This is a genomic window from Mycobacterium sp. 360MFTsu5.1, assembly GCF_000383495.1.
GTDB lineage: Bacteria > Actinomycetota > Actinomycetes > Mycobacteriales > Mycobacteriaceae > Mycobacterium > Mycobacterium mucogenicum_B.
Genome location: NZ_KB911465.1, coordinates 521,402 through 539,466, shown reverse-complemented (window position 1 = coordinate 539,466; position 18,065 = coordinate 521,402). Strand labels below are relative to the sequence as shown.

The following is an 18,065-nucleotide window of genomic DNA, read 5'->3' as shown; positions in this document are numbered from 1 at the left end:
GAATTACGTGATCTGGGGCCGACGCTCGAACAGCTCGCCAACGCCGGGCCGGCCATGACGCGGGCGTTGAGCTTCATTCCCACGGTGCCGTTCCCGAGCGACACCATCGAGAAGTGGCAGCGCGGCGACTACGCGAACCTCACCGCGATCGTCGACCTCACCCTCAGCCGCATCGATCAGGCGTTCTTCACCGGTACCCGCTGGGAGTGCGACCTGACCGAGCTGGAACTGCAGTGGGGCCGCACCATCGGCCAGTTCCCGAGTCCGTGCACCGCCGGCGGGCCGAACAACCCGGGTAATCCGCTGACCATTCCGTACCGCTGGGATCAGGGGCCGTAAATGCATCTCGACAAACGCGTGAGAATTCAGCTCGCGATCTTCGCCCTCGTCGCCCTCGTCGCGGTGACGATGATGAGCCTGATCTATATGCAGTTGCCCGCCAAGCTTTTCGGCATCGGGCGCTACGTGGTCAAGATGGAGCTGCCCGAGACCGGCGGCCTCTACGCCACCGGCAACGTCACCTACCGCGGCACCGTGGTGGGCCGAGTGCAGTCCGTCGGGCTGACACCGACCGGCGTGCAAGCGGAGCTGTCGCTCAACTCGGGCACCGACATCCCGTCCGACGTACAGGCCGACGTCCACAGCCAGATGGCGATCGGCGAGCAGTTCGTTTCCCTGACGCCGCGCAGCGCGAATTCCCGGCCACTCAAGGACGGCGACGTCATCCCGCTGGCGCACACCTCGGTGCCGCCGGACATCAACACCGTCATCGACTCACTGACCAAGGGCCTCAAGGCAGTGCCCAAGGACAACCTCAAGACAGTCATCGACGAATCCGCCACGGCTGTCGGCGGTTTGGGGCCGGAGCTGTCGCACATCGTCAAGGGCGGCAGCCAGCTCGCCATCGATGCGCGCGCGAACCTCGACCCGATGCTGAGCCTGATCGATCAGGTCAAACCCGTGCTCGATTCACAGAACAACACCTCGGGCGCGATCCAGGCATGGGCGGCGAACCTCGCCACGGTGACCGGCGAACTGCAGGCGCAGGACAAGGCCGTGGGCACCCTCCTCGACAAGGGCGGCCCGGCATTCGGCGAGATGGGCCAGCTGTTCAACCGGCTCCGTCCGACACTGCCGATCCTGCTGCAGAACCTGGTGTCCATCAACAAGGTGGCGATCACCTACCAGCCGAACCTCGAACAGCTCCTCGTACTGCTGCCCCGCACAACCGAAGCGGCACAAGGCGTTACGTTGGCGAACCGCGACACCAAACAGGCCTACAAAGGTGCGTACCTGAGCTTCAACCTGAACCTCAACCTACCGCCGCCATGCACCACCGGGTACCTGCCGGCCCAGCAGATGCGCAACCCGGCGCTAGAGGACTACCCCGAACTCCCGGCGGGCGACCTGTACTGCCGGACCCCGCAGGACGGCATGTTCAACGTGCGCGGCGCCAAGAACCTGCCATGCGAGACAGTGCCCGGCAAGCGCGCCGCCACCGTCAAACAGTGCGAGAGCAACGAGCCCTACGTGCCGCTGGGCGACGGCTACAACTGGAAGGGCGATCCCAACGCCACCTGGACCGGACAGGACGTGCCGCAACTGCGGCCGGGCCCGGCGCCGCCGCCTGGTGCGCCACCACCACCGGTCGCCGTCGCCGAATACGACCCGGCCAGCGGGACGTACCTCGGCCCCGACGGAAAGACCTACACCCAAGCCGATTTGGCCCACACGGCTCCGAAGGAGAAGACATGGCAGAGCATGATGACGCCGCAACCGGAGAGCTGACCGACGGCGGTGGAGTCGCGGTCCTCGAGCCTGGCATCGATGACATCGACGAGACGGATGCCGATGACGCCGGTGACGCCGACGTCATCGAGGAAAGCGGGGACGACCGCGCGAAGCCGAAGCGGGTGCGCAGGGTGGCGGCGGTGGTCGGGCTGGTCCTGGTGGTCGCGCTCAGCGCTCTGGTCGGCTGGTTGACGGTGCGGACGCACCGCGCGAGTGACGTCGATGAGCGGCAGAGCCAGATCGTCCAGGCGGCACGCCAGGGCGCACTGAACCTGACGACCATCGACTGGCAGCGCGCCGATGCCGACGTGCAGCGCATCCTCGACAGCGCGACGGGGGAGTTCTACGACGACTTCGCCAAGCGCTCAGCACCTTTCATCAAAGTCGTCAAGGAGGCGAAGTCGACGTCCACCGGCTCGATAACCGAGGCCGGGCTGGAATCGGAGTCGGGTGACTCGGCGCAGGTGCTGGTCGCGGTGGCCGTCAAGACCTCCAATGTCGGTGCGCCGGCACAGGAACCACGCGAATGGCGGATGCGCCTCGCGGTGCAGAAAGTCGGTGATGTGATGAAGGTGTCGAACGTGGAGTTTGTGCCGTGAAACTGATCAAGTCCCGCGGCGCTGACGTCGCCGCTGAAAAGTCCATCGACGCAGCAACTTCAGAGGATGAGCGCACAGCCGAAGAACTCGACGGCGCGGTGGAGGCCGACGCCGCAGAGACCACCGACGCGGCCCCTGTCGCCGGGCGGCGCCGCGCCGCGTGGGCGAATGTGGCGGTCTACTGTCTGCTACCGGCGCTCGTACTGGCGCTCGGTGGCGCTGCCGGCTACCTGCAGTGGAAAGACGTGACCTTGAGCCAAAACGACACGGCCAAAAAGGAATCCACCAAAGCTGCCACCGACGGCACCATCGCCCTGCTGTCCTACAAGCCCGAGACGGTCGACAAGGATCTGGAAGCCGCCAAGAAGTACATGACCGGCAACTTCCTGAACTCCTACACGTCGCTTACCCGCGACGTCGTCATCCCCGGCTCCAAACAGAAGAAGATCTCGGCTGTCGCCACCGTGCCCGCGGCCGCGTGGACCAAGGCCACCCCGAGCCATGCGGTGGTCATGCTGTTCGTGGACCAGACGATGATCATCGGCGACAGTGCCCCGACCAGTACCGCGTCGAGTGTTCGGGTGACCCTCGACAAGGTCGAGGGTCGTTGGCTCATCTCGCATTTCGATCCGATGTGAGCAGCATGATCCGACGGTGGACTTATGGGTTGCTCGCCACTGCCGCGGTGGGTGTCCCTGCGCTATGCGCGCCCGGGGCGGCCCACGCCGATGCGACGGCGTATCTGATCGGTGTCACTGTGCGCCCGGGCTACAACTTTCCGAACGCCGATGCGGCGCTGGGCTATGGCTACGGCATCTGCGACAAGGTGGCCGCCGGTCAGCCGTTCGCCCAGGTGATGGGCGACGTACGAGGCGATTTCGGCACCGACGACGACTACCAGGCGTCGTATCTCATTTCGCAGGCCGTCAACGAACTGTGCCCCGCGCAGATCTGGCAGCTGAGAAATTCTGCGGCGCACTACCAGTCGCCGCCGGGGGTCCATCCCTGATGCAAAGGAATCCAACATGAGGTGTCGACGACTGGCGGGGTCTGTGTTGGCTCTCGTGCCGCTGGGCGCTGTGCTCTGCACGCCGCTCGCGCACGCCGACAATGGCAACACCCTGATTCCGAACAACAAGCGGCTCAACGATTCTGTCGTGTCGAACGTATACACCGTGCAGCATCAGGCCGGCTGCACCAACGACGTCGCCGTGAATCCGCAGCTGCAGCAGGCGGCCGCGCGGCAGGCCAAGGACATGATGGCCAACCGGGACCTGGATGGGGACATCGGTTCTGACGGCTCGACGCCCCAGGTGCGGGCCGAGCAGGCGGGCTACCGGGGCGGGCCGGTGGCGCAGACGGTGGCCACCAACCCGGCGCTCGCGATCAGCGGAGTCGAGCTGATCAACCAGTGGTACTACGACCCCGCCATCAAGGCGATCATGGCCAACTGCGCCAACAACCAGATGGGCGTGTGGTCCGAGAACAGCCTCGACCGCACCGTCGTGGTCGCCGTCTACGGCCAGCTGCCCGAACCGCCGCACCGCGACGAGAAGGAGGGCGGCGCCAACAATGGCTTCGACCCGAGCCCCGACTACGACGGCAGCGACGAGGTCGAGTACTTCTTCAACTGGTTCCCCTGGGCCCTTCGGGGCGTGTACCCACCGCCCGCTCACCCACCCGCGTAGAAGAAATATGCCCGGCGTTGAACCAAAACCCCGACCATGGACACCTGCCGACGAGAAACAACATGTTAGGCGATCGGTGATCATGTTGCTGCGCACAGTATTCGCGCTCGTTGTGCTTGTGATGGTGGTGTGGAACTCCGCCACCAGTAAGGCCGCCGCCGGTGTCGATACGCCGATGGTGCCCACCGCGGCGATGGGCCGCGACCATTCCGGTCCCGTTTGAGGGCGGCGGACTCCATACGGTGGTTCTGCTCGATGCGCGCAACGCCTGACCGGCGTCAGAACTGAGTGACTGCCGCAACGCGATGGGTCAGCTGGCCGACAAAGGTATCTCGGTGGTGGCTCCGTCGGTGGCGCGTTCAGCAACTACATCCGCGGGGAGCCGGCGACCTTCCACGGCCGACAATGGCCCCCGCGCATGATGAAGATCACATCTGCGTGGCGCACGTCGGCGCGCAGGCTGCCTTCGGCAGCCCCCGGGTATGACGTTTCGCGTCGTGGGGGTTCTTGTTCCAGGGTTCGCCGTTGGGGTCGCCGAGTTGCCGGTCCTGCCGATCGTGTGAGCGAAGGCGCAGCAGTACGTCGCCAGCCCCAGCGGTCACAGTGCCACGGGCGTTCTCGAGACGGTGTCCCACGTTGATGAAAACCTTGGTGTTCGGATTCCTCATGGACTATGGGGCTTCCCCCAAGTCGTTGCGATGCAACTGATTAACAGGACTCGCCACGGGCCCACAGCGAGTCCACGGCGGCGATCAAGATTGGCCTTCTGAACTCGGGGTGGCCGGGGATGTTTGCGATCGAGGCGACGAACGCCAGAATCTGCTCGGTAGTGAGGTCGTCGCGCAGTTCGCCGGACTGATGCGCCGGCTCAACGAGCGACTGGGCCGCGGCGACAACACGGGCGAAACCATCTTGGAACGCCGGACTGGTGTCACCGGCAAGTTCGAGCAACTCGGTCGCCAAGATGCGCTTTTGAAGGAAATAGTCGTAGAAGCGATACAGCCATGCCCGCAATCTCGCTGCGGCCGTCGCACCCGGGCTGGTTTCGGCCGCACGGCAGATCGCGGCGATCTCCTCGCCGTAGAGGGACTCCAGCAAGGTGCGCCGGTCGGCGAAATTGCGGTAGAGAGTGGCCGAGCCGACATTGGCTCGGCGCGCGATCTCGGCCATCGACACATCTGCCGCGGGATCTGCGAAGGCCGCCCGCCCGGCCAACAGGATCTTCTCGCGGTTGCGTTGTGCATCGACCCTACGGCGGGCGGGCTCCTGCGGTGTCATGCCGGTCACCTCGAACTTCGATTCCATTCTCGACAAAACGGGGAGGCTGTCCGTATTGTGGAAGTGGGCGCCCTCCCCACTTGAGACTACCTAATCCGAACCCCCGAGGAGACCTGTGATGACCCACAGTGTGCTGGACGTCGACGCTGCCATTGGCCGAGCGACCGCAACCGTGTCGGTGCGACCCTTCGTCCTCCCCGCCCCCCAGCGCGGCGATGACCTGGAGCTTCGCATCACCGCACCGCAGGAAGGCACAGACTTGCCGGTCGTCCTGTTTTCCCACGGTTTCGGCTTTTCGATGGACGCATACGGGCCTCTCACCGACTTCTGGGCAACGCACGGCTTCGTCGTTATCCAGCCCACGCACCTCGACTCGGTGTCACTCGGCCTGGCGCCCACCGATCCGCGCGCCCCGCATATCTGGCGTCATCGGATCCAGGACCTGGTGCACACCGTCGATAACCTCGACGCAGTCGTCGCTGCCGTCCCGGGCCTCACCGATCGCGTGGACGCCAACCGGATCGCCGTAGCCGGGCATTCCTACGGCGCGACCACGGCCAGCGCACTACTCGGAGCACGCGTGCTACCCCCTTCCGGCGACGCGGACGAAGATTTCTCCGACGCCCGCATCAGCGCCGGGGTGCTGTTGTGCCTTGCCGGTTTGGCAGCCGACGATCTCACCCCGATTGCCGCTCAGATGTTTCCTTTCATGAATCCGGCCTTCGAGCACATGGCCACGCCTGCGCTCATCGTGGCCGGTGACGCTGACCAGTCACCGCTGTCGACGCGTGGACCAGACTGGTGGCTGGACGCCTACCGGCAAAGTCCGGGCAGCAAGGAACTCCTGACCCTCTTCGGGGCCGACCACGCGTTGGGCGGGATTCATGCCTACGGGACGGTCCCGCAGTCGGCATCGGACAATCCACCTAGTGTGGCTCTTGTGCAGCGCATCACGACGGCGTACCTACGCACCGCTCTTCATGTCGACGAGACCAGTTGGCCCGCAGCACAATGCGATCTAGCCCACCAATCTTCACCTGACGGCCAACTCGCCGTCCGATGAGTCGCGGCGTGCAAGTGACCAGCGTTGTCCGGTACGAGTCGTGTTGCTCAGCTGCGGCGTTTGTCCACGTAGACGCCCTCGGTTCGGAAGCGCAACATCGGTTCCGCTAGCCGCATGCGCGACTCCGCCGGCGATTCTGGCGATACCGAAAACGGCCTCGGCGGCATCAGGCGGAAGCGATTGGTCGCACCACGTGACGAATCAGGCTGGTGGTCCAGTTCGGTCGGCTCGCCAGTTTCCATCGGAATGCCGAGTCTGGCTTACGTGCCATCGAAAATGACGCTGATTTGAGAAAAAATTGGTGTGACGTCGAGCAACGAAGCTCGATCTACCCCCGGTCAGTCGGCAGGATCAGGCGAGAACCTAAAACCTCGATACGAATGTTGCGGTATGAGGCGGCGTCCGGCTTGAGCTTTCTTCAGGTGGCCGGTCAGTGTGTCGGCGTCGTCCTTCGTCATACCGTGTGCGATGCAGCGGTCATGGAACGCGGGTGCCGGTACGCGATCCGCTGACCATCGATCTCGGACCTCCATAAGGTCTGACTTGAACTTGGCCTCCTCATTCCACTTGAGCCGATTCCGGTAGCCCTTCGCCCACCGTGCCAGATGCTCGATGATTTGCTCGACGTCGTCGGGAAGCTGCGATGTCATGGCGGTTCTCAGTTGTCCAGAACGTAGGTCATGCGGTCGAGGATTTCCTTGAGCGGTGCGGCTTGTTCGAAACCGTTCACCACTGTGGCTAGGCCAATCTGCCAGCGGGTGTAGTGGTGTTCGGGTTCGCCGTACTCTGCTGCGGTATAACCGGGTTTGTCGGGATAGGTAGTCCGGGGGATGGGCACGTAGTGGCGGCCACCGTCGGCGACGACAAACAGCACGCGATCGACCAGCGCGCCGCGGTAGAAGACGTCCGTGTACATCCGGGAGACGTCATCGTCGGGGAAGATTGGGAGGAAGTCGCTGAAGTCGAAGTCGCGGCCACCACGTGGACCCCAGAGGGATTCGTCTGGGTCCCAGCCCCAGGCGATGCTGATATCGATGTCGGCGATCAGGACAGCGGTGTTGCTGTGGCCCTTAGCTTCTGTCTGGATGTCAGATTCGCCACGTTCGCTCGTGAGGGAGTAGCGGTAGACGGGGCCGGCGGCGTCACCCCAGCAAGTGATCTTGTTCCACTCTTCGGGGCTGGACTCAATGATTTTCTCCCGCAGAGTATGTAGGTCCACTGGGTAACCTCTCAAGGCCTAATTGCTTGCCGTTGGTGTTGCGATCGGATGATGTGGCCTGCCGATTCGGCGAACTACCACAATCTGGTGCAAAATGTGGCTATGGTGCACAACATTATGCAACGCACCATGCGGGCCAAGGTCCCGAGACGTGTTTCGCAGACACGCCCCGGGAACCTCCGCGGCTACCACCTCCTTCCTGGTGATCAATGCCTTGAAACGCGGTCCTTAGGCGGTAGCAGTGTTAGCTGCGTCGACGAACGTCCGGTATGCGCATTCGCCCTTGCGACCCACGCACGGGGGGAATGTGTCGTGCCGGTCGATCGAAATGATCGATCCGTACTGGTCGCGCCAGCTTCCGGTCGTGGGGCATCGCTGCCCGGTCTTCCAGGTACCGGCCGGCCCCAGGGGTTGTCCATTACCTTTCACTATCATCACCTCCTTTCATGACCTCCGTTGTCTCACTTGATGCTCGACGCCGGAGGTCGCAGCCTGCCGGTGTCGAAGAACCACTATCGTGCCCAAACTGTGGGTCACAGTGGTTCCGCTTGGAGGGTCGACAAACCGACCCGGAGGCCGCGCGCAACGGCGCGGTGGCGATGACCCAAGGCGGTCGGATCACGGCATATGCCGGAACTCCGGTCTGCCTGGAGTGTGAAGAGCAGGTGCCCCTGCTGTGAGCGGGGCTACCGCATGAAGTTCGACGCATAGAGGGCCTTAGGGATACTGGGCAGCAGATGGCGGGCGGTCATGCTGATCTCCTGTCTGGACGCTGTCAGATATGTGGCGTGGTATCAGGGACCGTACAGCAGGCCACCGACAACACCGGGGAGTCGCTGAGTGTCACATTCCGTGTCGCGCACATAAAGAAAGACCCCCACTCCGAGAGTGAGGGTCTTTCACCGCTGCTGTATCCGTCAGGCACCACACCACGACAGTTCCAAACAACCGCGTACGCACAGCATGCCGCACGGCACCGACATTTTGGCGTGTTTTCGGCAGCGAGTTGCACTACAAGTTGATAGTGACAGTGTCGGACATCACGCTAATTTTGTGACGGCCATCACTCATTTGTGCGCTTCGGCAGGCCGGCATATCCGATCTACGCTGCCCCAGCCGGTCGACCCCTACGTCGGCTGACCTCATTGGCCCGGGAGCCGCCGAGTTCACGGACTTGCGTGCTCCTGGTCGGCCGGTCGGCGCTCGTGACACACCCGTACGTGAGCTTTGCTCGGTAGACACAACTTGGCGTCCATACCTAAAACGGACAACATCGGCATGGTCTACCGCAAGCACCTGGTCGTGTTCGGCCCCCGCTAGGTGCTGCTGGCCAGTGAGGAACCGCTTGCGCCGGCTCCTCACTAGTCGTCGTGTGGCCCGGGATGTCACGCGGCGGGCTGTTGCTCTTTAACAGTCGGCTCGAAGCGATCACTGCGACTGAGTCAATCGTCCTTCCAATTGGCGTCGACTTTTCGGCTCGGCTGTACCCTCGGGGGCTCACCAGGCATCTTCGGATAGTCAGGGGGAAAAGGCATTTCGATCGGGTTTGCTTCCCACATATTGAGGAGTTGATCGATCGAGTGTTCCTTGTCATCCATGTCGACCCAAGGGTCTCCATTCTCGGCAAGGTATCCAGGAACCGTGGATACGTTGAACTCCCTTGGTTCCGTGAGGCTTTCGAGGTCAGACCAGGCAACGGGCGTCGAGACCGGAGCCCCTTGATGCGCCCGGGGTGACCAGGCCGCGGCGATCGTTCTATCCCTGCAGTTCTGGTTGTAGTCAACGAAGATTCGGTCCCCGCGTAGTTCCTTCCACCACTCTGTCGTCACGCGCTTATCGCGTCGCTCCAGCTCTCGGCCGAAGGCAATAGCTGCGTGGCGTACATCGATGAAGTCCCAGTCCGGCTTGATCCGTACGAAGACATGTACTCCTCGGCCGCCGGAGGTTTTGCAGTAACCGGTGATCCCTAGCTCGTTCAGCAGATCGCGAGCTGCGAGCGCCACGCTGGCAACGTCGCGAAATATGTTGCCCGGTTGGGGATCCAAATCGATTCGCAACTCATCTGGTCGATCAACAGAAGTTGGATCATCCGTACGTCGGACCGGCCACGGATGGAAAGTGACGGTCCCCATCTGGACACACCAGGCCAGGACAGCAGCTTCGGTCGGACATACTTCCGTCGCTCGCCTCCCGGACGGAAACGTGATCTCGACGCCCTCGACGTAGTCCGGCGCCCCGCGGATCATGCGCTTTTGGTAGAAGCCTCCGTCATCCGCGCCTCTACCGAGCTTCATTCCCGGGTGCACGCCGTTCGGCCACCGCTCGAGCGTCGTGGGACGCTGCAGCAACACGCACAGAAGTGGCTCGTGAACCGCTACCGTGTACTGCACGAGATCGAGCTTGGTTATCGCTGGAGTGATGTCCGTGGCTGGAAAGACAACGCGACTTGCGCTGGACACGCGCAAGGATCGTGTTGGCGCGCCTGGAGATTCGATCTCGATCTCGATCTCGACGTCGTCCCGTTTGGCCATCTTCGCAGTCCTCGCCTCGTCGACCGGGTGCTGGGGCGCGAGTGCGGCCCGACCCCGAGCCCAGTCTTCCAGCTCAACGAGCGATCCTGCGGTTCTACGTACCCAGTCGACGAGAATATGGCGGAACCATCCTGAATGGCTGCGTCGCACCTTCTCGCCATGCTCCGCGAAGAACGTTGCGGTATCGGCAAATGGACGCGGAGGCTGCCGCTGGTGCGGTTGCGGCACAGGAAGGCATCGAATGAGCACCCACCGCACAGGTCTGAACTACCCGGAGAACCGAACTATCCCAAGATGCCGGGGGAGCCGAAGCGGGTGCAGCCGAGCAAGGACCGGGACCTCAAGGGGTCCTAGGGCGAGGTGATCACGGGGAACACGTGTGCGCCGCGCCCTGCGGGCTGGGCAGGGCCTGGAGATCATCGGTGCCGCAGCCGAGCACCGCTCCCGAGATCAGCAGTGCCAGCACAGCGAGGTAGCGAAGCGGTTTCCCGGGCGCAAGACGGCTACTCAACTGGTGTCCCGGCGAGTCGCTGACGCCAACTGAAATATTTTGCTGTTGTCGCACGATGCCACCTCGTAAGCATGAATATCACCTGGTAACCGGCACCCTACCGGTCGGCACGTTTTAGTAGCCAAAAATCGCCGAACAAGTTCGCTGAGATCGTGCGTCTGCGCATATTGACGTTCGTGTGGGCCCCGAGGCCATCCACTGGGTAGATTGCTGCCCATGACTGGAAGCTGGGGCACCGTGTTGACCGGGCTGGTACCGCTCGGACTGGTGGTGGCGCTGTCGCCGATCACCGTCATCCCGGCGGTGTTGGTCCTGCAGGCGCCGCGACCCCGGCCGACCGGTCTGGCGTTCCTCGCCGGCTGGGCGGTGGGCCTGGCAGCGGTGGTCGCGGTGTGTGTCCAGCTGTCGCATTCGCTCAGTGGAGTGCACAAGTCGCCGCCGGAGTGGGCTTCGTGGCTGCGGGTGGTGCTGGGCGCCGCGCTCATCGTCTTCGGCGTCTATCGCTGGTTCACCCGGCACAACAGCACTGATTCGCCGGGCTGGATGAAGAAGATCGCGACCGTCACCCCGGCCCGTGCGGCGGCGATGGGCGTGGCGCTGGTCGTGGTGCGCCCCGATGTCGTATTGATCTGTGTGCCAGCCGGATTGGCGATCGGCACCGCGGGGCACGGCATCGAGGGTGACTGGCTGGCTGCGGCCTTCTTCGTGATCGTCGCCGCGTCGACAGTGGCGATCCCGACACTGGCCTACGCCATCGCCGGTGCCCGACTCGATGACACGATGCGGCGACTCAAAGACTGGATGGAGAAGAACAACGCCGCGTTGATGGCCGTGATCATGGTCGTCATCGGGGCGATGGTGCTCCACAACGGCGCGCGTGCGCTCGGGTGGCTCTAGGAAGCGCGCGGGTCAACCGCAATGGGCTGAAGAAACCCCGTGCGCGCTGTCGAGCGAATGCTCAGGTCAAATCGCTGAGCATCCGCCGACAGTGTGAAGAAAGATTTGTGGGCTGGTGCGAAGTGTTCCGCACCAGCCCACTGAGCTTTACGGGCTTAGTTAGACCGCGGTGACTCCGGTTGCGGCCGGGCCCTTGCTGCCCTGACCGACCTCGAACTCGACCCGCTGGCCCTCGTCGAGGGTGCGGAAACCGTTGCTACGGATTTCCGAGTAGTGGACGAACAGATCCTTGGAGCCGTCGTCGGGAGTGATGAAGCCGAAGCCCTTCTCACTGTTGAACCATTTCACAGTTCCCTGTGGCATATACCAACTTCTCTCATGTAGAGCAGGACGTTAGGAAGAAAACGTCCGCGGGCATCGTAGCTCAGTTCGATATCGCTCCGCACCCTGAACTGCACATATCGATGCCAGGTGTGAACCGGCATCGCGCTGGGTACGGGACACCTAGGAGTGCGCCGGCCTCCGCTTCATGCCGGCCCCGGTACGGAAGTGACGGACATGCGACTGGTGGCAGCCGTGCTCGCCGTCGTTTCCGTCGTCATGGCGGGGGCCTGCGCGCCCGCACAGCGCGTTGACCTGGGCCGGGACGCGGGATACCTCATCGCGGCGATCTCCGGTGAACCCGACCAACTCGACCCGCAGAAGACCAGCGCGTACTTCTCCTTCGAGGTTCTCGAGAACGTTTTCGACACCCTGGTGGAGCCGGACGCCGATCTGACCATGCGGCCTGCCCTCGCGCAGTCGTGGGACGTCACGCCTGATCAGCGGACCTGGACGTTCCACCTGCGGCCCGGGGTGACGTTCCACGACGGCAGCCCCCTCACCGCGGCCGACGTCGTCTACTCCTACCGGCGGATCATCGACGGCAAGCTCGCCAACGCCGACAAGCTCAGCGCTGTCACCGACGTCGCGGCGGCCGACGACCACACGGTCCGGATCACCGTGGCCCACCCCACACCGAATCTGCTGACCAATCTCGGCGGGTTCAAGGGTGTGGCGATCGTGCAGCGCCGCAATGTCGAGGACGGGCAGATCGCCAGCCACCCGATCGGCACCGGGCCGTTCGCGTTCGTCAGCCAGCGCAGTGGAGATGCGATCACGCTGCGCGCAAATCCGCGTTACTGGGCCGGCGCCCCGCGGATTCCGGGTGTGACGTTCCGCTTCATCAGCGAGCCGTCGACGGCGCTGTCGGCGCTGCAGGCCGGTGAGATCGACTGGACCGACACGGTGCCGCCGCAGCGGGTCGCCCAGCTGCGGGGCGACGATTCGATCCACCTCGCGGTGACGCCGAGCAATGATTACTGGTACCTGGCGCTCAATGAAGCCCGGCCGGCGTGGCAGGACGTCCGGGTGCGGCAGGCCATCGCGTACGCCGTAGACCGGGCGTCGATCGTGCAGGCCACCAGTTACGGTGCGGCGCAGGCCAATCAGCTCGCGATCCCGCAGGGCAACCCGTGGTACACGCCCTACGACAAGTATCGCTACGACATCGAGCACGCCAAAGCACTACTGCGGAAGGCCGGCTCGGCGCCGACCGCGATGGACCTGTTGGTCACCAGCGAGTATCCGCAGACGGTGACCGCCGCCCAGGTGATCGCCGACAACCTTGCGCCGCTGGGCATCCGGGTCACGATCCGCACCGTCGATTTCGGGACGTGGCTCGACGAACAACACAGCGGCCACTTCGACATGCTGATGATGGGCTGGCTCGGCAACATCGACCCCGACGATTTCTACTACGCGCAGCACCACACCGGCGGTGCGAGCAATGCCCAGAAATTCTCGGACCCGCACGTCGACGCGCTGCTGGATGCCGGCCGGACCGAGACCGATCAGCAAGCGCGGCACCAGGATTACACGCAGGCGGCGACGCTCATCGCGGACCAGGTGAGCTACCTCTACCTGTACAACCCCGCGGTGGTCCAGGCGTGGTCGCCGCGGCTCACGGGCTATGAGGCCAGGCGCGACAAGGCGATTCGATTCCGGGACGCGGTGCTCGGCGGTGACCGGCCATGACCATCCTGCGGTTCCTGGCCCGTCGGCTCGTCTACTCACTGGTGGTCCTGGTGGGTGTACTCATTGTGGTGTTCGCCCTGGCCCATCTGGTTCCCGGTGACCCGGTGCGCATCGCCCTGGGGACGCGGTACACGCCCGAGGCGTACAACGCCCTGCGTCACGCGAGCGGTCTGGATCGGCCACTGCCCGCCCAATTCGTCAGCTACCTCGGCCATGCCGCGACGGGCAACCTCGGCGTCAGCTTCCGCAGCGGCGACCCGGTGGCCCAGGTGCTGGCCGAGCGGTTGCCCGCCACCGTCTCCCTGGCCGTGGTCGGCATCGTGCTGGCCCTGGCGATCGCGCTGCCCGCCGGCATCTATGCCGCCGCGCACGAGGGCCGGCTCAGCGACGTGATCGTCCGGATCACAAGCCAATTCGGGGTGTCCGTGCCGGACTTCTGGCTGGGCATCCTGCTCATCTCGCTGTTCTCCACGACGCTGGGCTGGTTGCCGACATCGGGCTACCGGCCGCTGTTCGACGATCCGACGGGCTGGTTGCGACACGTGATCCTGCCGGGCCTGACCGTGGGTCTGGTGGCCGCGGCGATCATGACGCGCTACGTCCGCTCCGCCGTCCTGGAGGTGTCGGCGATGGGGTACGTCCGGACCGCGCGCTCGAAAGGCCTGTCGCCACGGGTGATCACGCTGCGGCACGTCGTGCGCAATGCCCTGGTGCCCATCCTCACCATCACCGGTATCCAGCTGGCGACGATCCTCGGTGGCGTCATCGTGGTCGAGGTGGTGTTCGCCTGGCCGGGCCTGGGCCGGCTGGTCTACCTCTCGGTGGCCGCGCGCGATTACCCCGTCATCCAGGGCGCTGTGCTGCTCATCGCGGTCCTGTTCCTGGCCGTCAACCTGGTGGTGGATGTGCTGTACGCGCTTGTCGATCCGCGGATTCGGCTGTCATGAGGCTGCCCACCAATCCCGTCACGGTGATCAGCGCCGCTGTCGTGGTCGTCGCTGTCGTGGTCGCACTGGGTGCCACCTGGCTGGCGCCGTACGGCATCAACGACGTCGACGTACCGCAGGCGCTGCGACCGCCGAGCGGCGCGCACTGGTTCGGCACCGACGAACTGGGCCGCGATGTGTTGTCCCGCGTACTGACGGGCCTGCAGGCGTCGATGACGGTCGCGGTGGTCAGCGTGGTGTGCGCGGCCCTGGTCGGCACGGCGCTGGGCGTCCTGGCCGGATACCGCGGTGGCTGGCTGGACACCGTGGTGATGCGGGTCGTCGATGTGATGTTCGCGTTCCCGGTGCTGCTGTTGGCCATGGCGATCGTCGCGGTGCTGGGTCCGGGCCTGGGTACGACGATCGCCGCGATCGGCATTGTCTACGTGCCGATCTTCGCGCGGGTGGCGCGGGCCAGCACCCTGGCGGTGCGTGAGGAGCCCTACGTGGCGGTATCGCGCACGATGGGCACCGGGACGGCCTACATCCTGGCCCGGCACGTCCTGCCCAACATCACCGGTCCGCTCATCGTCCAGACCTCGCTGTCGCTGGCGTTCGCCATCCTGTCCGAGGCCGCGCTGTCCTTCCTCGGGCTGGGCATCCAGCCGCCGCAGCCGTCACTGGGCCGGATGATCTTCGATTCGCAGGGTTTCGTCACCCTGGCCTGGTGGATGGCGGTGTTCCCCGGCGCGGCGATCGTCGTCATCGTGCTGGCGTGCAACCTGCTCGGAGACGGGCTGCGCGATGTCCTGGATCCCAAGCAGCGCACCATGATCGAGGCACGGCGGCGATCATGAGCGTGCTGTCGGTCGACAACCTGTCCGTCCGGATCGGGCGCCGCGACATCGTGCGCGGTGTCTCGCTGGCGGTCGAGCCCGAGCAGACGCTCGGTATCGTCGGCGAGTCCGGTTCGGGGAAGTCGACGACGGTGCTGGCCGCGACCGGACTGCTCGACGCGCCCGGTGCGCGCGTGACCGGCTCGAGTGTCCTTGCCGGACAACAGGAACTCGTCGGCGCCCCGGCGCGGACGTTGCGGCGCGTGCACGGCGGCCGGATCGGCTTCGTCTTCCAGGATCCCGGGACCTCACTGAACCCGCTGCTGACTCTCGAACGGCAGATCACCGAATCACTTGAGACACATCGGCATCTGACCCGCCGGCACGCCGGCGTGCGCGCCCTGGAACTCCTGGAGGCCGTCGGCCTGTCCGACCCGCAACGGCGGCTGCGCAGCTATCCGCATCAGCTCTCGGGTGGCCAGCGTCAGCGGGTGATGATCGCGATCGCCCTGGCCTGCGACCCTGAGCTGCTGATCGCCGACGAGCCGACGACGGCCCTCGACGTCACGACGCAGGCCCAGATCATCGAGCTGGTGCGGGAGCTGCAGCGCGGCTTCGGCACCGCCGTGGTGTGGATCAGTCACGACCTGGGGGTGATCGGCGAGGTCGCCGACACCGTTACCGTGCTGCGCGGCGGCGAGGCCGTCGAGCAGGCACCGGTCGACGCGATCTTCGCTGCGCCGCAGCAGGCCTATACCCGCGAATTGCTCGATGCCAGGCCGGTTTTGGGGCATCCTGCCCGCGAAGTCCCGGACACCCCGACACTGCTGGACGTCTCCGATCTGGATGTCAGGTTTCCCGTGAGCACGCCGACGGGCCGGATGGTGGTCCACGCGGTGAAGGACGTGTCGTTCCGCATCCGCCGGGGGACGACGCTCGGGCTGGTGGGGGAGTCGGGTTCGGGGAAGTCGACCGTGGCGGCCGCGCTGACCGGTCTGGTCGCGCCCGATGGCGGTCGCGCACTCCTCGACGGCACCGACGTGCTGACGGTCAAGCGCCGGGACCGCAAGGCGGTACGCCGCCGGATCGGTCTGGTCTTCCAGGATTCGTTCTCGTCGCTGAATCCCCGCATCCCGGTGGGTCTTTCGATCGCCGAGCCCTTGGCGGGCGCGGCCAGGGAGCGTCGCGCGCGGGTGCGTGAGTTGCTGGACTCCGTCGAGCTGCCGGCGGACTATGCGGCACGGTATCCGCACGAACTGTCGGGCGGTGAGCGGCAGCGCGTCAACATCGCCCGGGCGCTGGCCGTGGCGCCCGAGCTGTTGATCCTCGACGAGGCCACGGCGTCACTCGATGTCTCGGTGCAGGCCAAGGTGCTGGACCTGCTGACGCGACTGCAGCAGGAACGTGACCTGACCTACCTGTTCATCGGCCACGACCTGGCCGTGATCGAGCGGATGAGCCACGACGTCCTGGTGCTGCGCGGCGGCGAAACGGTGGAATACCGCTCTGCCGCCGAGTTGTTCGCGCACCCGGAGCATGAGTACACGCGCGCGTTGCTCGCCGCTGTGCCTCCGGCGCGTCCGGGGCGTGCAACGATGACCTGATGCGCGCGGTGATCTTCGAGCAATTCGGTGGGCCGGTGGACGTCCGGTCGGTTGCCGACCCGACGCCGTCGCCCGGCGGCGTCGTGGTGCAGGTGCACGCGACCGGGTTGTGCCGCAGCGACTGGCACGCCTGGGCCGGGCACGACGACGGCGTCGCCCTCCCGCACGTGCCGGGGCATGAATTGGTCGGAGAAGTGGTCGCCGTCGGCGCCGACGTCCGGCGCTGGCAGGTCGGTGACCGGGTCACCACACCGTTCGTGTGCGGGTGCGGCACCTGCGAATGGTGTGCCGGTGGCCAGGCGCAGGTGTGCCCCGACCAGACCCAGCCGGGTTTCACCCACTGGGGCTCGTTCGGTGAATACGTGGCGCTGCACGCGGCGGACACGAATCTTGTTGCGGTGTCGGAAGATATCGATGATGCCGCGGCGGCCGCGCTGGGCTGCCGGTTCGCGACCGCCTACCGCGCGCTGCGGGCCCGCGCCGATGTCAAGCCCGGCGAGTGGGTCACGGTGATCGGCGTCGGGGGCGTGGGCCTCAGCGCCGTCCAGGTGGCGGCCGCCGCCGGCGCCAACGTCATCGCCGTCGACCGCACCCCGGCCGCACTGGAACTCGCGCGCAGTCTCGGTGCCACTGAGACCGTCCTCGCCAACGGCGCCGACGTGGCGCCTGCAGTGCACGAGATCACCGGCGGCGGCAGCCATGTCGCGGTCGACGCGGTGGGCACCGCCGGGACGTGCGCCGATGCGATCCACAGCCTGCGCAGGCAGGGGCGCCATGTGCAGGTGGGGTTGCTGCCCAACGTCGACGGGCATCCGCAGGTGCCGATGGATCGCGTAATCGCCTGGGAATTGGATGTTTTGGGCTCGCATGGCATGGCCAGCGCGGACTACCCCGAGATGCTGGACCAGGTCGCGGCGGGCAAGCTGCGCCCGCAGGCGTTGGTCGAGCGGGTGGTGGGGCTGGCTGAAGGCGCGCGCCTGCTGCCGGAGTTCGGTGCCGCCAGCCCCGTGGGAGTCACGCTGATCGACCCCCGCCTGGCGTGACGG

20 protein-coding genes and 2 pseudogenes are annotated in these 18,065 nt (G+C 65.4%); 16 read left to right on the top strand and 6 right to left on the bottom strand.

Annotated features, from left to right (window positions below):
* From H289_RS33400 to H289_RS32980, 7 genes and pseudogenes are all read left to right on the top strand, one after another.
* Window positions 1–339, top strand: a pseudogene (locus H289_RS33400) (mammalian cell entry protein); the annotation flags it as partial.
* On the top strand, window positions 340–1,788 hold the full coding sequence (locus H289_RS0112200) for an MCE family protein (protein WP_020101081.1): 1,449 nt from the start codon (window positions 340–342) through the stop codon (window positions 1,786–1,788).
* Window positions 1,752–2,390, top strand: coding sequence for an Rv1363c family protein (locus H289_RS0112195; protein ID WP_020101080.1), 639 nt, complete (start codon window positions 1,752–1,754; stop codon window positions 2,388–2,390). Before H289_RS0112200 ends, H289_RS0112195 begins: the two co-directional genes overlap by 37 nt.
* On the top strand, window positions 2,387–3,028 hold the full coding sequence (locus tag H289_RS0112190; RefSeq protein WP_020101079.1) for a hypothetical protein: 642 nt from the start codon (window positions 2,387–2,389) through the stop codon (window positions 3,026–3,028). The genes H289_RS0112195 and H289_RS0112190 overlap by 4 nt, the downstream gene beginning before the upstream one ends.
* Window positions 3,029–3,033: 5 nt before the next feature.
* Window positions 3,034–3,399, top strand: a complete 366-nt coding sequence (locus H289_RS0112185) for a DUF732 domain-containing protein (RefSeq protein WP_036420480.1) — start codon at window positions 3,034–3,036, stop codon at window positions 3,397–3,399.
* Window positions 3,400–3,415: 16 nt separating this feature from the next.
* Entirely contained in the window at window positions 3,416–4,078 is a 663-nt protein-coding gene (locus H289_RS0112180; RefSeq protein ID WP_051128460.1) for a CAP domain-containing protein, read from the top strand.
* An 82-nt stretch (window positions 4,079–4,160) separates the two neighbouring features.
* The gene (locus H289_RS32980; RefSeq protein ID WP_155944111.1) at window positions 4,161–4,301 is read left to right on the top strand and encodes a hypothetical protein; all 141 of its coding nucleotides are present in this window, start codon (window positions 4,161–4,163) and stop codon (window positions 4,299–4,301) included.
* 485 nt (window positions 4,302–4,786) lie between these two features.
* On the opposite strand, the gene H289_RS0112165 is transcribed toward H289_RS32980, so the two are convergent.
* Entirely contained in the window at window positions 4,787–5,356 is a 570-nt protein-coding gene (locus H289_RS0112165; protein WP_029105133.1) for a TetR/AcrR family transcriptional regulator, read from the bottom strand.
* Window positions 5,357–5,474: 118 nt separating this feature from the next.
* Here H289_RS0112165 and H289_RS0112160 point away from each other — a divergent pair, with 118 nt between their 5' ends.
* Complete coding sequence (locus tag H289_RS0112160) at window positions 5,475–6,419, top strand: alpha/beta hydrolase family protein (protein ID WP_020101073.1); 945 nt, start codon at window positions 5,475–5,477, stop codon at window positions 6,417–6,419.
* Window positions 6,420–6,757: 338 nt separating this feature from the next.
* On the opposite strand, the gene H289_RS30390 is transcribed toward H289_RS0112160, so the two are convergent.
* Window positions 6,758–7,069 carry a hypothetical protein gene (locus H289_RS30390; RefSeq protein WP_020101071.1) on the bottom strand — a complete coding sequence of 104 codons (312 nt, stop codon included), beginning with the start codon at window positions 7,067–7,069 and terminating at the stop codon, window positions 6,758–6,760.
* Between the two features lie 8 nt (window positions 7,070–7,077).
* Window positions 7,078–7,638 carry a hypothetical protein gene (locus tag H289_RS31820; protein WP_020101070.1) on the bottom strand — a complete coding sequence of 187 codons (561 nt, stop codon included), beginning with the start codon at window positions 7,636–7,638 and terminating at the stop codon, window positions 7,078–7,080.
* Between the two features lie 548 nt (window positions 7,639–8,186).
* Here H289_RS31820 and H289_RS33865 point away from each other — a divergent pair.
* The gene (locus H289_RS33865; RefSeq protein ID WP_286133650.1) at window positions 8,187–8,318 is read left to right on the top strand and encodes a hypothetical protein; all 132 of its coding nucleotides are present in this window, start codon (window positions 8,187–8,189) and stop codon (window positions 8,316–8,318) included.
* 762 nt (window positions 8,319–9,080) lie between these two features.
* Here the strand turns inward: H289_RS33865 and H289_RS0112140 are convergent.
* Window positions 9,081–10,169 carry a DNA polymerase domain-containing protein gene (locus tag H289_RS0112140; RefSeq protein ID WP_020101069.1) on the bottom strand — a complete coding sequence of 363 codons (1,089 nt, stop codon included), beginning with the start codon at window positions 10,167–10,169 and terminating at the stop codon, window positions 9,081–9,083.
* A 264-nt stretch (window positions 10,170–10,433) separates the two neighbouring features.
* On the opposite strand from H289_RS0112140, the pseudogene H289_RS33655 reads away from it, so the two are divergent.
* A pseudogene (locus tag H289_RS33655) lies at window positions 10,434–10,523 on the top strand (hypothetical protein); the annotation flags it as partial.
* 10 nt (window positions 10,524–10,533) lie between these two features.
* Here the strand turns inward: H289_RS33655 and H289_RS32975 are convergent.
* A complete protein-coding gene (locus H289_RS32975; RefSeq protein WP_155944109.1) occupies window positions 10,534–10,680 on the bottom strand; it encodes a hypothetical protein in 147 nt (48 codons plus the stop codon).
* A gap of 216 nt (window positions 10,681–10,896) precedes the next feature.
* Between H289_RS32975 and H289_RS0112135 the strand changes: the two genes are divergently transcribed.
* Window positions 10,897–11,577, top strand: coding sequence for a GAP family protein (locus tag H289_RS0112135; RefSeq protein ID WP_020101068.1), 681 nt, complete (start codon window positions 10,897–10,899; stop codon window positions 11,575–11,577).
* 159 nt (window positions 11,578–11,736) lie between these two features.
* Here the strand turns inward: H289_RS0112135 and cspE are convergent, their stop codons facing one another.
* A complete protein-coding gene (cspE, locus tag H289_RS0112130) occupies window positions 11,737–11,940 on the bottom strand; it encodes a transcription antiterminator/RNA stability regulator CspE (protein ID WP_020101067.1) in 204 nt (67 codons plus the stop codon).
* 195 nt (window positions 11,941–12,135) lie between these two features.
* Between cspE and H289_RS0112125 the strand changes: the two genes are divergently transcribed.
* The 5 genes from H289_RS0112125 to H289_RS0112105 are packed head-to-tail and all read left to right on the top strand — an operon-like array spanning window position 12,136 to window position 18,062.
* Window positions 12,136–13,653 (top strand): ABC transporter substrate-binding protein, encoded by a 1,518-nt coding sequence (locus H289_RS0112125; protein WP_029105131.1) that lies wholly within the window; start codon window positions 12,136–12,138, stop codon window positions 13,651–13,653.
* The gene (locus tag H289_RS0112120) at window positions 13,650–14,600 is read left to right on the top strand and encodes an ABC transporter permease (protein WP_020101065.1); all 951 of its coding nucleotides are present in this window, start codon (window positions 13,650–13,652) and stop codon (window positions 14,598–14,600) included. The genes H289_RS0112125 and H289_RS0112120 overlap by 4 nt, the downstream gene beginning before the upstream one ends.
* The gene (locus H289_RS0112115; RefSeq protein WP_020101064.1) at window positions 14,597–15,436 is read left to right on the top strand and encodes an ABC transporter permease; all 840 of its coding nucleotides are present in this window, start codon (window positions 14,597–14,599) and stop codon (window positions 15,434–15,436) included. The genes H289_RS0112120 and H289_RS0112115 overlap by 4 nt, the downstream gene beginning before the upstream one ends.
* The gene (locus H289_RS0112110; protein WP_020101063.1) at window positions 15,433–17,019 is read left to right on the top strand and encodes a dipeptide ABC transporter ATP-binding protein; all 1,587 of its coding nucleotides are present in this window, start codon (window positions 15,433–15,435) and stop codon (window positions 17,017–17,019) included. Before H289_RS0112115 ends, H289_RS0112110 begins: the two co-directional genes overlap by 4 nt.
* Window positions 17,019–18,062, top strand: a complete 1,044-nt coding sequence (locus H289_RS0112105) for a zinc-binding dehydrogenase (RefSeq protein ID WP_020101062.1) — start codon at window positions 17,019–17,021, stop codon at window positions 18,060–18,062. The genes H289_RS0112110 and H289_RS0112105 overlap by 1 nt, the downstream gene beginning before the upstream one ends.
* The last annotated feature ends 3 nt before the right edge of the window (window positions 18,063–18,065 follow it).